Annotated in this window: 15 protein-coding genes and 1 pseudogene; 9 read left to right on the top strand and 7 right to left on the bottom strand. The window is 72.4% G+C overall.

Annotation, left to right across the window (positions count from 1 at the left end; genetic code table 11):
• Window positions 1-2: 2 nt before the first annotated feature.
• Together AC07CM_RS21940 and AC07CM_RS21935 are read right to left on the bottom strand one after the other, a co-directional pair.
• On the bottom strand, window positions 3-257 hold the full coding sequence (locus tag AC07CM_RS21940) for a hypothetical protein (protein ID WP_478878319.1): 255 nt from the start codon (window positions 255-257) through the stop codon (window positions 3-5).
• A gap of 109 nt (window positions 258-366) precedes the next feature.
• Window positions 367-888: pseudogene (locus AC07CM_RS21935) on the bottom strand (2'-5' RNA ligase family protein); the annotation flags it as partial.
• A 1-nt stretch (window position 889) separates the two neighbouring features.
• On the opposite strand from AC07CM_RS21935, the gene AC07CM_RS21930 reads away from it, so the two are divergent.
• On the top strand, window positions 890-2470 hold the full coding sequence (locus AC07CM_RS21930) for an alpha/beta hydrolase (RefSeq protein WP_478878106.1): 1581 nt from the start codon (window positions 890-892) through the stop codon (window positions 2468-2470).
• A 37-nt stretch (window positions 2471-2507) separates the two neighbouring features.
• On the opposite strand, the gene AC07CM_RS21925 is transcribed toward AC07CM_RS21930, so the two are convergent.
• Complete coding sequence (locus AC07CM_RS21925; protein ID WP_478878105.1) at window positions 2508-2885, bottom strand: MerR family transcriptional regulator; 378 nt, start codon at window positions 2883-2885, stop codon at window positions 2508-2510.
• A gap of 115 nt (window positions 2886-3000) precedes the next feature.
• On the opposite strand from AC07CM_RS21925, the gene AC07CM_RS21920 reads away from it, so the two are divergent.
• Both AC07CM_RS21920 and AC07CM_RS21915 read left to right on the top strand, forming a co-directional pair.
• Window positions 3001-4074 carry an alkene reductase gene (locus AC07CM_RS21920; protein ID WP_478878104.1) on the top strand — a complete coding sequence of 358 codons (1074 nt, stop codon included), beginning with the start codon at window positions 3001-3003 and terminating at the stop codon, window positions 4072-4074.
• 97 nt (window positions 4075-4171) lie between these two features.
• Window positions 4172-4669, top strand: coding sequence for a cupin domain-containing protein (locus AC07CM_RS21915; RefSeq protein WP_478878103.1), 498 nt, complete (start codon window positions 4172-4174; stop codon window positions 4667-4669).
• Window positions 4670-4770: 101 nt separating this feature from the next.
• Here the strand turns inward: AC07CM_RS21915 and AC07CM_RS21910 are convergent, their stop codons facing one another.
• The gene (locus tag AC07CM_RS21910; RefSeq protein WP_478878102.1) at window positions 4771-5286 is read right to left on the bottom strand and encodes a flavin reductase family protein; all 516 of its coding nucleotides are present in this window, start codon (window positions 5284-5286) and stop codon (window positions 4771-4773) included.
• 605 nt (window positions 5287-5891) lie between these two features.
• On the opposite strand from AC07CM_RS21910, the gene AC07CM_RS21905 reads away from it, so the two are divergent.
• From AC07CM_RS21905 to AC07CM_RS21890, 4 genes are all read left to right on the top strand, one after another.
• Entirely contained in the window at window positions 5892-6728 is an 837-nt protein-coding gene (locus AC07CM_RS21905; RefSeq protein ID WP_478878101.1) for an ROK family protein, read from the top strand.
• The gene (locus AC07CM_RS21900; protein WP_478878307.1) at window positions 6722-7234 is read left to right on the top strand and encodes a TauD/TfdA dioxygenase family protein; all 513 of its coding nucleotides are present in this window, start codon (window positions 6722-6724) and stop codon (window positions 7232-7234) included. The genes AC07CM_RS21905 and AC07CM_RS21900 overlap by 7 nt, the downstream gene beginning before the upstream one ends.
• Window positions 7235-7314: 80 nt before the next feature.
• Window positions 7315-7794: a MarR family winged helix-turn-helix transcriptional regulator gene (locus AC07CM_RS21895; RefSeq protein ID WP_478878100.1), complete on the top strand. Its 480-nt coding sequence runs from the start codon at window positions 7315-7317 to the stop codon at window positions 7792-7794.
• Window positions 7795-7844: 50 nt separating this feature from the next.
• Window positions 7845-8204, top strand: a complete 360-nt coding sequence (locus AC07CM_RS21890; protein WP_478878099.1) for a tetratricopeptide repeat protein — start codon at window positions 7845-7847, stop codon at window positions 8202-8204.
• 106 nt (window positions 8205-8310) lie between these two features.
• Here the strand turns inward: AC07CM_RS21890 and AC07CM_RS21885 are convergent, their stop codons facing one another.
• Complete coding sequence (locus AC07CM_RS21885) at window positions 8311-8727, bottom strand: BlaI/MecI/CopY family transcriptional regulator (RefSeq protein WP_478878098.1); 417 nt, start codon at window positions 8725-8727, stop codon at window positions 8311-8313.
• Between the two features lie 90 nt (window positions 8728-8817).
• Entirely contained in the window at window positions 8818-10221 is a 1404-nt protein-coding gene (locus AC07CM_RS21880; protein WP_478878097.1) for a PepSY-associated TM helix domain-containing protein, read from the bottom strand.
• A gap of 133 nt (window positions 10222-10354) precedes the next feature.
• Between AC07CM_RS21880 and AC07CM_RS21875 the strand changes: the two genes are divergently transcribed.
• Window positions 10355-10999, top strand: a complete 645-nt coding sequence (locus AC07CM_RS21875; protein ID WP_478878096.1) for a peptide deformylase — start codon at window positions 10355-10357, stop codon at window positions 10997-10999.
• A gap of 8 nt (window positions 11000-11007) precedes the next feature.
• Here AC07CM_RS21875 and AC07CM_RS21870 read toward each other — a convergent pair whose 3' ends face one another.
• Window positions 11008-12438 carry a dihydrolipoyl dehydrogenase family protein gene (locus AC07CM_RS21870; protein ID WP_478878095.1) on the bottom strand — a complete coding sequence of 477 codons (1431 nt, stop codon included), beginning with the start codon at window positions 12436-12438 and terminating at the stop codon, window positions 11008-11010.
• 165 nt (window positions 12439-12603) lie between these two features.
• On the opposite strand from AC07CM_RS21870, the gene trxA reads away from it, so the two are divergent.
• Entirely contained in the window at window positions 12604-12978 is a 375-nt protein-coding gene (trxA, locus tag AC07CM_RS21865) for a thioredoxin (RefSeq protein WP_478878094.1), read from the top strand.
• Window positions 12979-13147: the final 169 nt, after the last annotated feature.

Raw genomic sequence — 13147 nt, 5'->3', positions numbered from 1 at the left:
GGTCAGTCCTCCCGCGAACATCGGACCACCCCCGTGCCCAGCGCGATCACCGCCCGGGGCCGCATCGGCTCGTCGTCGTGTCGGGAGAGCAGGACCACCTCCTCGACCAGGGTCGACCGGGTGCCGAGCCGGGCGGCGCGCTCTGCGGCCAGTGGCTGCGGGTGGGTACGGCCGAGGGACAGGTGCGGGGTGAAGCGGCGCCACGCCCGCCACAGAGCGGGAACCGGAGTTCCAGCGCGCGTTGCAGACGGGTCCACGGCGCGGCACCCGCCGCGGCCGGATCGAGCCACACCGTGGCGTAGTGCCGGTGCCGGAAGTCCGCACCCCGGCCGGCCGTGCCGGGAACGGCGCGATCTCCGCCGCCCCCGCGGAGAGCAGCGGCACCGCCCGCGCGAACTCCGTCTCGGGCACGAAGCCGAACAGCAGGTTCACATGCGGCGGCCACCGCCGTACCTGCGGGTCGTGCTCCCAGCGGATGTCCTGGATCGCCGGCCAGAGTTCCCGCGGCGGCAGCCAGGCCACCGCCGTCAGGGCCGTCGGCGCCGCCGCGAGCACGTCCTCCGGTTCGGCCCCGTGGAGCTCCGGGCTTCCGTTCGCACCGCCATCGTCCGCAGCGCGTCCCGATCGCGCGAGTCTCGACAGGTCCGGATGGACGTATCGCCCTGACGGAACCTCAAAGAAGGCCTCCCGCAAGTGACTCGGGCGCGGCCGGTCGGTCCGTCGGTCCGTCCGTGCGGACGGTGTTCTGCCGGTTCGGGTTCTCCTCCGCACGTCTTCTTCCGCGTACGCCGGGAGTCGTAGCAAGACCGCCCCGCAGATGGATTCGCTCACCTTCGCGGACACGAAATGGTCGTTCGGTCCTGGAAGTTGAACGAAAGGAACGGCCATCGTGCGGATAGGACGCATGGCGCCCTTGCTCGCCGTGGGGGTCACGGCGACGCTGGTCCCCGCCCTCGCCCCGGCTCAGGCATCCGCGGCGGAACCGCTGCAGAGATTCGAGAATCAGAGGCCCGCGTGGCACAGATGCGACGCCTCGCTGCCCGCCGCCTTCCAGTGCGCGACGATCAAGGTCCCGCTCGACTACGGCCGTCCCGGCGCCAAGACCCTCAAGCTGGCCGTCTCCCGCATGAAGACCAGTGTCCCCGGCAAGCGCCGCGGCGCACTCCTGCTCAACCCCGGCGGTCCGGGCGGCGAGGGCCTGGACATGCCGGCCATGATGAAGGACGCGATGCCCAGGGAGGTCCGCGAGAAGTACGACCTGATCGGCTTCGACCCGCGTGGCGTCGGTCGCAGCAGCCCGGTCACCTGCGGTCTCACGGCCAAGGAGCAGAACATCGAACACCCATACCGGGCGGAGAAGTTCAGCAACGACGTCAAGTGGGCCCGGACCGTCGCCGACAAGTGCCGTGCCAGGAACGGCGACAGGCTGCCGTACATCACCACCCGCAACACCGCCCGGGACATGGACGTCCTCCGCGCGGTCCTGGGCGAGAGGAAGATCTCCTACCTGGGCTATTCGTACGGCACGTACCTCGGTGCCGTCTACGCGCAGATGTTCCCCGCGCGGACCGATCGCTTCGTGCTGGACAGCGCGGTCGACCCCGCACGCGTCTGGCGCGGCATGATCCAGGTCTGGGCCGAGGGCACCGAACCGGCGTTCACCCGCTGGACGAAGTGGACCGCGCAGCGCCACCGCACCTACCGGCTCGGCAACACCCCGGCACAGGTGAAAAAGACGTTCTGGGACCTGATCGCCCGGGCCGACCGTTCTCCCGTCGACTACGGTGACCAAAAGCTCACCGGGGACGACATCCGCGCCACCCTGCGCGCCGAGTTCTTCAGCCCGAAGGACGCGGCCGAGACGGTCGTCGACCTCAAGAGGGCCGCCGACGGCCACGCGTCCGCCCGCCGTTCCCCCGTGGCGGACGACCGGCGGGGACCGCGCCGGTCCGCGGCTCCGGCCGCGCAGGCGCCCGCCGACAACGAATCCGCCGCCTTCTGGACCGTGGTGTGCGGCGACACCGCGGCCTGGCCGCGCGACCCCGAGCAGTACCGGCGTGACGCGATCCGGGACAAGGCCAAGTACCCGCTCTACGGCGACTTCGGCTCCAACATCACGCCCTGCGCGTTCTGGGACAAGCCGGCCGAGGCCGTCACGACGGTGGACAACAACGTCGGCCTGCTGACCGTGCAGAACCAGTGGGATCCGCAGACTCCCCTGGTCAGCGGGCTCGGCATGCACCACGCACTGAAGGGCTCGCGCATGGTGTACGTCAAGGGCGGCGAGGGCCACGGCGTCTACTCCGGGGACCCGCGCGCCTGCGCCGACCGCGCCGTCAACTCCTACCTGAGCGACGGCAGGCTCCCGGCACAGGACGTCACCTGCAAGCCGTCCGCCCCCCGGAGCCCTGGCGTCGACCGGCGCATCGTCCCGACGCCGCGGAACACACCGCAGGCGCCCCGCTTCTGACGCGCCCGTACCTGCCGAGGAGCCGTCCGCGAGCGCCTCAGCCGGTCACGGCCGAGTTGAGGCGCTCGCGGTGGGCCCGGTTCGCGGCCATCAGCCCGTCGAGGGCCTCCCTGGTGCGGATGAGGTCGGCGATGTGCTCGGAGAGCCGGTCGCGCTCCTCGGCCATCCGCTCCAGCGCGGCGTCGGACGTCTCCTCACTGGGCGAGTCGACGCACGGGAGCAGTTCGGCGATGGTCCGGCTGGAAAGGCCCCCGCCGTACATCCGCTGGATGAACGTGACCCGGTCGACCTGCTCCTCCGTGTACTGCCGCTGCCCACTGGCACTGCGGACGCTCGTGAGCAGGCCCTGTTCCTCGTAGTAGCGCAGGGACCGGACGCTGACTCCGGCCCGTGCCGCGAGATCCCCGATACGCATGCCGACCTTCCTGTGGTGACCCGAAGCACAACCCTTGCATCTGACGTCAGTGTCAGGTTTTAGCGTACCGCCGTGCCCGGGATCCGGGCACGACGGATCACTGAGGAGACATGACGTGACGACGCTCTTCACCGGCTACCGGCTCGGCGAACTGGCACTGCCCAACCGGGTGGTGATGGCACCGATGACACGGGTGCGGGCCGCCGCGGGCGGGCTGGCCACGCCGTCGATGGCGCGGTACTACGCCCAGCGGGCCACGGCCGGCCTGATCGTCAGCGAGGGCGTGCAGCCGAGCCTGATCGGTCAGTCCAACCCGGGAACTCCGGGGCTGCACACCGACGAGCAGGTGGCCTCCTGGCGCCAGGTGACCGACGCGGTGCACGCCAACGGCGGCCGGATCTTCGCCCAGATCATGCACGGTGGACGGGTCTCGCACCCGGACACCACCGGGATGCGGCCCGTCGGCCCTTCGGCCGTTCCCGCCGTCGGCGACGTGTTCACCCCCACCGGACCCCAGCCCGCGCCCACTCCGCGCGCCCTGGACACCGCCGAGGTGCCGGAGCATGCCCGGTCGTACGCCGAGGCCGCGCGCCGTGCCGTCGACGCCGGTTTCGACGGAGTGGAGCTGCACGGCGCCAACGGCTATCTGATCTCGCAGTTCCTCTCCTCCAACGCCAACCTGCGCACGGACCGCTACGGGGGCTCGGTGACCAACCGGATCCGGTTCGCCGTGGAGGCCGCCGCCGCGACAGCCGAGGCCGTCGGCGCGGACCGGACCGGTATCCGGCTCTCGCCGGGCGGTCTCTTCCACGGCATCGAGGAGACCGATGTCACCGAGCTGTACACCGCGCTGCTGACCGAGCTGTCCCGGCTCGGGCCGGCCTACGTCCATCTCGAGGCCACCGTCGACGAGGAGACCCTTCTCGGCCTGCGTCGGGCCTGGCCGGGCACCCTCGTCATGAACCCGGTGCAGCCGATGGGCCCCAAGCAGACCGGGCGCGCCGACGCGGACCACTGGCTCGGCCTCGGAGCCGACCTCATCAGCTTCGGGCGTGCATTCCTCGCCAACCCGGACCTGGTGGAGCGGCTGCGCACCGGCCTCCCCCTCGCCCCCGCCGACGAGACCACGTACTTCCAGGGCGGCGACAACGGCTACCTGACCTACCCGGCGTACCAGCACTCGGCGTGACGTGACCGCAAGCCGACTGATGTCGGCGCGTTGCCCCAGGTCAAGCGGGCAAGGAAGCCCTTGACAGGCTTTTCGGTGCCGCTCTACCGTCCGGACCATGAGCGAGTCGCCGACGACCCCTGGTGAGGGCTTCCACCCGCATCTTCACGAAGCACCGGCGGCACCGCAGCGGGTCCGTCTGCACCACATCCGAGCGGACCGCCTGGACGGCGACACGGCCCAGAGCGGCGGCATGCGCAGGTTCGCCGCGATCAGCGGCAGGAACGTCGGTTCGGAGAAGGTGTGGATGGGGCAGACCCACGTGGCTCCCGCGACCTCCTCCTCCGACCACCACCACGGTGCGTCCGAGACCGCCATCTACGTGGTCAGCGGACATCCCGAGTTCGTCTTCCTGGACGACTCGGGTGGCGGGCCGGAGGAGGTACGGCTGCGCACCTCGCCCGGCGACTACGTCTTCGTCCCGCCGTTCGTGCCGCACCGGGAGGAGAACCCGGACCCCGCGGAGGAAGCCGTGGTCGTCATCGCCCGCAGCACCCAGGAGGCCATCGTGGTGAACCTTCCCGGGTTGTATGTGCTCCCGGCGGACCGAAGCTGACGCCTTTCGTCGGGGCAGCTCGACGGGCGCCGACACCGCGCGGCGTCGGTCAGCGCGGGCGGAGTCCAGGGCGAAGGCAAAGGGCCGGCCGCACCGGATGGTCAGAGGGTGTGGTAGGCGCCGTCGAGGAACAGGAGCGGGCTGCGCCCCTCGTCCAGCCAGGAGTCCACGACGCGGGCGATGACGATCCTGTGGTCGCCGGCGGGGACGAGTCGCTCGATGTCCAGCCGCAGCCATCCGGCCACGTCGTCGAGGACCGGCTCGCCCTCCGGCAGGCGCCGCCACCCGGTCGGTGCCGCGAAACGGTCGATGCCGCTGGTGGCGAACGTGGTTGCCAGTGCCTGCTGGTCGGCGCCGAGGAAGTTGACCACCGCGGTGGTGGCGCGCTCGACGTGGGGCCAGGAGGAGGTCGTGGTGCCGATGGCGAAGGAGATCAGCGGCGGGTCGAGGGAGAGCGAGGTGAGCGAGGTCGCGGTGAAGCCGACCGGCCCGTGGCCGGCGTCCGCGGTGACGACGACAACCCCGGCGGGATACCTGCGGAATGCCTGCTTGAAACGCTGCGGCGCGATGCCTCCGGTGGTGGATGGCGCGGCATGCGAGGACACGGTGACGGTCAACGTCTCTCCCGGAGGGAATGGCAGAAAGGGAATGGCAGAAAGGGAATGGCGGGAAGCGGAGGGAATGCCGAGAAGGCGGGATCGGTGGAGGAGCAAGAGATCCGGAACGGGCAGCCCGGAGAGACGGGGCACGCAGGAGTGGAAGGCACGCACTCAAGGCGCTGCGCCCTCAGCTGCGCGCACTCAGGTGCGGCGAACTCGCGTGAGCCGGCCTCTGGTTATCGGCAACCCGGACAGGAGCGACAACACGAACGCCGGGCGACGTCGCGGACCGGCACGGTCACCCGGCAGCGGCATGCCACTGAAGGCGGGCGCTGGGGAATCCGCTGTCGACCGGTCATGAATCCATCTTCCGTTCCGGCCGGGAGCCGGTCAACAAAGCAACTTTTTGAATTAATTCGGGACCCGCATGTCCCGAACCGGCGGCTCGCTTCACAGGACCGACGTACGCCGGTGATCCGGCGCCGTTGACCGCCGGGGGCGGGCTTGCGACCATCTGCGCATGGTCACTTCGTCGGCACCGCCGCACTGTGCGAACCCCCGCCGCCGCTGAACCGCACCGGCCCGGCGGCCGTCCAGTGTCCCGCTGTCGAGCGAGGGAGCCGATGACCGCACTCTCCGATCCCACCCGGCCGCCGCTGCTCGTCGCACCGCCCGCGCGGCCCGGTCCGCTGTCCGCCGAAGGCGGCGGAGCGGGTGTCCTCCTGCGAGCGCTGCTGCTGCACGGGCCGACGGCCCGCACGCGGATCGCCGCCAGGACCGGGCTCAGCCCGGCCGCGGTGTCACGGCACACGACGGAGCTGATCGGGCTCGGGCTGCTGCGCGAACTGCCGCCGCGCGTCGGCTCGCCGCGCGCCGGACGGCCGCAGGTGCCCGTGGACATCGACACCGGGCACCACGTCGCCTGCGGGGTGCACATCGCCCTGCGGCACATGACCTTCGCCGTGGTCGATCTGCGGGGCCGGGTCACGGCGCAGCAGCGGTTGCCGCATCCGGGCGGGCCGCGCCAGGTGCTCGAGGAGATCGGCAGGCGTCTGCCGGGCTTCCTCGGGCGCCACGCGGCGGGGCGTTCCGTGCTCGGTCTCGGCGTCGTGACCGGCGGCTGGGTGGACGCCGAGCAGGGCACGGTGATCGAGCACGTGCCGCTCGGCTGGCGGGACGTGCCGGTCCGGCGCGTGCTGAGCGGCGCGACCAGGCTGCCGGTGCATGTGGACGGGCACGCGCGGACGCTGGCCCGTGCGGAGCTGCTGTTCGGCGCCGGTGCGGGGCGTTCGGACCTGGTGCAGCTCTTCGTCGGCAACGTGGTGGACGCGGCGATCGCGGCGGGCGGCAGCGTGCTGCGCGGGCGCCGCTCGGGGGCCGGCGACGTGGCCCACCTGCCGCTGGGCGGCGACGGTCGGTCCCCGAGTTCGGTGGCGACACCCAGTGGACCAACCTGGTAGCCGCCTACGAGGGCCTGTCCGCCCCGGTGCGCGCCTTCGTCGACACGCTGCGGGCCGAGCACCGTTACGGCGGCGCCGAGCGGCCCACGGGCGAGAGCGCCTACGCCCGCCGCATCAACGACAACCTGCTGGTGTCGGTCCACCCGGTGGTCCGGGTCCACCCCGAGACCGGGGAGCGCGCGCTCTTCGTCAATCCCGGCTTCACCAGCCACATCGTGGACGTGACCCCGAGCGAGAGCCGCGCCGTCCTCAATCTCCTGTACGAGGAGATCACGCGCCCGGAGTACACCGTCCGCTTCCGCTGGGAGGCGGGCAGTGTGGCGTTCTGGGACAACCGGGCCACCGCCCACCTCGCCCCACGCGACATCGAGCACCTGAACGTGGAGCGCCGGCTGCACCGGGTCACGCTGATCGGTGAACTCCCGGTCGGTACGGACGGACGGGAGTCGGAGCTGGTCGCGGGCAAGCCGTTCACCGCCGAGCACCGGGTGGTCGTCCGTTCCTGACACCTGGCGACCGGCACCCGCCGCCGTCACCGGCTGCCCCCTCCGGCGGCCCGCCATAGTAGCCATGTACGGTTTTCGGCATGAGCAAGGCATCCGAAGGGGCCACGCCGGGTTTCCTGGTGTGGCGGCTGTCCATGAAGTGGCGGGTCGCCGTCGACCGGGCGGTGGCCCCGCTGGGTCTCACCCACGCCCAGTACTCGCTGGTGGCGTCGCTGTACGGCATGCAGCGTTCCGGTGAGCGGCCCAGCCAGCGGCGCCTCGCAGACCACACCGGCCTGGAGCCGCTGTACGTCTCCAAGCTCGCCCGCAGCCTGGAGTCCGCCGGGCTCCTGGAGCGCGCCAAGGATCCGCGCGACCCCCGGGCGGTACAGCTGGCGCTCACCGAGGAGGGCCGGGAGACCACCCGCCGGGCGATCGGCATCGTCCACGACCTGCTGACCCAGCTGCTCGAACCGCTCGGCGGGCTGGACGGCGCGCGGACGCGCGAGCTGACCCGCGACCTCACGACGCTGCTGGACGTGCCCCTGGATCCGGCCGCCGCGAACCCATCTGCAAAGTAGTGGAATATTGAACAACTGCGTTCCGTTGTGGCCGTCGAAGGAGGTCACGAGTGAAGACGCAGAGCACGACCACGTACTACGACCAGGGCAGCCCGGCCGAGCGCTGGGAGCGCGCGCGACTGTTCTTCGACGCCAAGGACTACGCGGGCGCGGCGCGCGTGCTGACCGGGCTGGTCGATGAGGTGCCGGAGCAGACCGGACCCCGGCTGCTGCTGGCCCGCGCCTACTACCACTCGGCCCAACTGCGGCGCGCGGAGGCCGAGTTGCGGTTCATCGTGGAGCGCGACCCGGTGGAGCACTACGCCCGGCTGATGCTGGGCCGCACGCTGCAGCGGCAGGCACGGCACGACGAGGCGGAACAGCACCTGCGGATCGCCTCGGCGCTGGCGGGTGACTTGCCGCGGGAGTGAGCGGCACGCGGGGACGACGTCCCGCAGGAGTGAGCCGCACGTGTGGGGCCCGCCAGGCGGACAGCGGCAGCACCAGCGGCAGGAAGACGAAGACCCCCATGGGCGGTCAGTCTTCCGTACCGCCGTCGTGCGTGCGCGGGGTGTCCGAGGTGTCCGCCGCCTCCAGCAGGGCCCGCAGGACCTGTTCGTCACCGGGCGGCAGGGCGGTGACGAAGCTGGCCAGGACGGCCTCGCGGTCCCGTTCGCCGTCCAGCAGGCGGCGCATGCGCAGGGCGGCGAGCCGGGGCACGTCGGCGGTGGGCGTCCACAGGAAGGAGCGGCCCTGCCGTTCGCGGGAGACTACGTCCTTGGCGAGCAGCCGGGTGAGGATGGTGACGACGGTGGTGTAGGCGAGGTCGCCGCCGAGGCGCTCCTGCACCCAGGCGGCGGTGACCGGTCCGTCCGCCTCGCGCAGCGCGCCGAGGGCCTGGCCCTCCAGCTCCCCCTGCCCGCGCCGCCGGGCCCGGCCGGCTGCACGCGTCACGTCCCGTCACTCTCCTTCTGCCGTGGCCGGGTTGGCCTCCCCCGCGCCCTCGGGTCACTCGCCGCTGTGGCATCGGCGTGTCGGACCACGCTACTTCACGTCGGCCGCGCTCCCGTACCCGCGGCGCCCGCGCCGGTGCGCGATCTCGCCGAGGACGACGTCGACGGCGACGAAGGCTGCCGACGGGATGCCGAGCAGCGGCACGAAGTAGCCGAGCACGGCGATCGCCGCGAGCGCCGGTACGAGGATGTGGGGCGGCACCTGCGCCCAGACGCCGCGCGGGACCGGCCGGCCGAAGGCGGAGCCGCGGCCGCGCTGCCACCACATGCGGTAGCCCCACACGACGAGCAGGATCAGGGCGAGCGCGAGCAGGGCGAGGGCGATCTGGTTGACGAGCCCGAAGAGGACGCCGGTGTGCAGGTCGATGCCCCAGCGGGTGAGCTTGGCGAGTACCGGGTAGTCGGCGAACCGCAGTTCGTCGGTCACCTCGCCGGTGGCGGGGTCGACGGCGACGGAGTCCTGCTTCTCGGGCCAGCTGCGCTGGACCTGCTTGACGACGTAGACGCTCTGCGCGTCGGCGGGCGGCACGATCTCCACGGGGTCGCCGAGCCCCTTCGCACGGGCCGCGGCGAGCACCTGGTCGAGGCCGACCCCGTGCCCGGCGTTCCCGCCGGTGCCGGCCGCCGCGTCGTGTTCCGCGTGCTCGCCGCCGGGCGCGGCCGCCGAGACGGACGGCGTCGCCTGACCGAGCGAGGTGCGCAGTTCGTCGATGTTCGCGCCCGCGTACGTCGACCAGGTCAGACCGGTCGCCGAGAGGAACAGGAACCCGGCGGCGGTCCAGACGCCGACCGTGCCGTGCAGACCGAGCGTGCGGCGCCGCCCGCTGGTTCCGCGCACCTTCCGCAGGGCGCGCCGACGGGAGAACCACAGCACCAGGCCGCCGCCCGCGATCACCCACAGCCAGCTGGCCGCCAGCTCGCTGTAGAGCCGGCCGGTGTCGCCGAGGTGCAGGTCGCGGTGGAGTTCGTCGATCCAGGTGCGCAGCGGCAGCGCGCCGGTGGAGCCGTACTGTTCGAGGGCCCCGCGCACCTTCGCGGTGCCGGGGTCCACGAACACGGCGAGGGTGTGGTCGGGGTCGACGCCCTCGACGCCGGAGAGCAGCACTCTGGTGGTCGTGCCGGGTTCGGGCGCCGGCCGTACCGCCGAGACCGTGCCCTCGGGGTGGGCCTCACGGGCGGCGGCGACCTGGGCGGAGAGGGGCAGCGCCCGCTTCCCGGCGGGCACGGTCAATTCATGGCCGTAGACGATCTGCTCGGCCTGGAAGGAGCCCGCGTACAGCAGTCCGGTGACGGCGGCGATCAGCAGGAAGGGGGCGACGAGCAGGCCGGCGTAGAAGTGCAGGCGCAGCACGAGGGGGCGCAGCGGGGCCCAGCGGCTCGGGGAGGGGGCCGGGGCGGGTGCCTCGTCCGTGGTGGTCGAGGGGGCGGTGGGCATCGGCGGGCTTCTCCGGGGGACTCGGTCTCGAGCGGTGTCGGTCCAGACGTCGGGCCGACGGGGCACCGGGTTCCCCGGGGTGTTGGTGAGCTGTGCCATACGAAGGGGTAGGTGGGCATGGCATTCTGACGCGATGGCACCTCCCAGTGATCGCGCGTCTCTCGCCGAGCGGGTCGAGGAACTTCTCGCCGCCGGCGGCCCCTTGCCCATCGTCGCGGCCGGACAGCCGGTCCTGCGGCGCGGTGGCGAACCCTATGACGGCCAGCTCGCCCCCGCCCTGCTGGAGCGCTTCGTCGAGGCCCTGCGCGTCACGATGCACGCGGCGCCGGGCGTGGGCCTCGCCGCCCCGCAGGTCGGTGTCCCGCTGCGGATCGCGGTCATCGAGGACCCTGCTCCGGCGCCCGAGGAGGTGGCGCTGGCCAGGGGCCGGGTGCCCCAGCCGTTCCGGGTGCTGGTCAACCCGTCGTACGAGCCCGTCGGCAGCGCCCGTGCCGCGTTCTTCGAGGGCTGCCTGAGCGTGCCGGGCTGGCAGGCCGTGGTGGCCCGGCACGCAGAGGTGCGGCTGCGCGGCGAGGACGAGCACGGCCGCGCGCTGGACGAGGTGTTCACCGGCTGGCCCGCCCGTATCGTGCAGCACGAGACGGACCACCTCGACGGCACCCTCTATCTCGACCGCGCGGAACTCCGCTCCCTGTCCACGAACGAGGCGGTGGCGGCGCTGTGGGCACAGCCGACACCGGCGGCGGCCGCCGAGGCGCTCGGCTTCGAACTGCCTTGACCGTACGCTCAGTTGTCCCGGTAGGCCTCCAGCAGCCGCAGCCACACCTCGCTCAGCGTCGGGTACGACGGGACGGCGTGCCACAGGCGGCCGACCGGGACGCGGCCGACGACCGCGACGGTGGCGGAGTGGATCAGTTCGCCGACGCCGGGGCCGACGAAGGTGACCCCGCGCAGGATCTCCTCGTCGAGGTCGACCACCATGCGGGCGCGGCCCTTGTAGCCGTCGCCGTACAGACCGGCCCCGGCGACGGAGGAGAACTCGACGTCGACGGCGCGCACCCGGTGCCCGGCCTGTTCGGCCTCGGCGAGCGAGAGGCCGATCGCGGCGGCCTCGGGTTCGGTGAAGACGACCTGGGGTACGGCGTCGTGATCGGCGGTGGCCTCGTGCGCGCCCCAGGGCTCGTCCGGCAGGGAACCGCCGGCCGCCCGGGCGGCGATGGCGGCGCCCGCGATGCGGGCCTGGTACTTGCCCTGGTGGGTCAGCAGCGCGCGGTGGTTGACGTCGCCGACCGCGTACAGCCAGTCGGTGCCGGTGACCCGCAGGCTGTCGTCGACGTCCAGCCAGGAGCCCGGTTCCAGGCCGACGGTGTCCAGGCCGATGTCGTCGGTGTGCGGGACCCGGCCGGTGGCGAAGAGGATCTCGTCACCCTCGATGCGGTCGCCGGTGCCGGTGACGGCCACGACGGTGCCGTTCTCGCGGCTGACGGACTCCACGGAGGTGCCGGTGCGGACGTCGACGCCGGCCTCGGTGAGGGCCTCGGCGACCAGTTCCCCGGCGAACGGCTCCATGCGGTTGAGCAGGCCCTTGCCACGCACCAGCAGGGTGACCCGCGAGCCGAGGGCCTGCCAGGCGGTGGCCATCTCGGTGGCGACGACGCCGCCGCCTACGACGATCAGCCTGCCCGGGGCGGCCTTGCCGCTGGTGGCCTCGCGGCTGGTCCAGGGCCTGACCTCGGCCAGTCCGGGCAGGTCGGGCAGCTGGGCGCGGGTGCCGGTGCTGACGGCGACGGCGTGCCGGGCGGTCAGGGTGGTCACGGTGCCGTCGGGGGCGGTCACGGTGACCGTGCGGGGGCCGGCGAGGCGGCCGCGACCGCGGTACAGGTCGGCGCCGATGCCGTCGAGCCAGCCGACCTGGCCGTCGTCCTGCCAGTGCGAGGTGTAGGTGTCCCGGCGGGCGAGGACGGCGGGCGTGTCGAGGGGGCCCTGGACCGCCTGGCTCAGGCCGGGCAGGCGGCGGGCGTCGGCCTGGGCGATCACGGGCCTGAGCAGCGCCTTGCTGGGCATGCAGGCCCAGTACGAGCACTCGCCGCCGACCAGCTCGCTCTCCACGACCGCGGTGGTGAGGCCGGCCGCGCGGGTGCGGTCGGCGACGTTCTCCCCCACGGGCCCGGCCCCGAGCACCACGACGTCGTACGCGATGGATTCCGTTTCCGTCATGGAGTCAGTCTGGTGGGTGGTTGCCGCGGGGGCCACACGGGTACGCGCGCCGGATACGACCGTGCACGAACGGAACAGGCACGGTACACGCATGGAATAGGCGACCCGGTCGGCGTGTTTCCGCCGTCGGCACAACCCCCACACCAGGAATGAGGGAATCACGCCATGAGCAGCACCGTGGAGCTGACCAAGGAGAACTTCGACCAGACGGTCACCGAGAACGAGTTCGTTCTCATCGACTTCTGGGCGTCCTGGTGCGGGCCGTGCCGTCAGTTCGCGCCCGTGTACGACAAGGCCGCCGAGGAGAACCCGGACCTGGTGTTCGGCAAGGTGGACACCGAGGCCCAGCCGGAGCTGGCCCAGGCCTTCGGCATCCAGTCGATCCCGACGCTGATGATCGTCCGGGACCAGGTGGCGGTCTTCGCCCAGCCGGGCGCGCTGCCGGAGGCGGCCCTCACGGACGTCATCGGGCAGGCCCGGAAGCTGGACATGGACGAGGTCCGCAAGAGCATCGCCGCCCAGGAGGCGCAGGGCGAGTAACGCCCGGAAGGGGTACGGCGCCGGCAGGTGCGGCCGGCCGGTGGAGGTCCTCGTCGGTGCCGCCCGCGGGGGATTTCACGCCGCGGGGGGCAATCGTCTCCAACGGGAGCTGTGTTTTTGGGGGGTTCCCGGTTAACTTGACCCCCGCCGCACAAACAAGGCGCCCAAA

This window comes from Streptomyces sp. NPDC044061, assembly GCF_056434305.1.
This window is presented reverse-complemented; position numbering and strand designations above follow the sequence as displayed.

What these genes read in the sequence shown, in the direction of transcription:
- AC07CM_RS21905 (WP_478878101.1), top strand. Translation starts at nt 5,892, where the DNA reads ATGACCGCACTCTCCGATCCCACCCGGCCGCCGCTGCTCGTCGCACCG.
- AC07CM_RS21880 (WP_478878097.1), bottom strand. Translation starts at nt 10,221, where the DNA reads ATGCCCACCGCCCCCTCGACCACCACGGACGAGGCACCCGCCCCGGCC.
- trxA (WP_478878094.1), top strand. Translation starts at nt 12,604, where the DNA reads ATGAGCAGCACCGTGGAGCTGACCAAGGAGAACTTCGACCAGACGGTC.
- AC07CM_RS21895 (WP_478878100.1), top strand. Translation starts at nt 7,315, where the DNA reads ATGAGCAAGGCATCCGAAGGGGCCACGCCGGGTTTCCTGGTGTGGCGG.
- AC07CM_RS21870 (WP_478878095.1), bottom strand. Translation starts at nt 12,438, where the DNA reads ATGACGGAAACGGAATCCATCGCGTACGACGTCGTGGTGCTCGGGGCC.
- AC07CM_RS21925 (WP_478878105.1), bottom strand. Translation starts at nt 2,885, where the DNA reads ATGCGTATCGGGGATCTCGCGGCACGGGCCGGAGTCAGCGTCCGGTCC.
- AC07CM_RS21915 (WP_478878103.1), top strand. Translation starts at nt 4,172, where the DNA reads ATGAGCGAGTCGCCGACGACCCCTGGTGAGGGCTTCCACCCGCATCTT.
- AC07CM_RS21875 (WP_478878096.1), top strand. Translation starts at nt 10,355, where the DNA reads ATGGCACCTCCCAGTGATCGCGCGTCTCTCGCCGAGCGGGTCGAGGAA.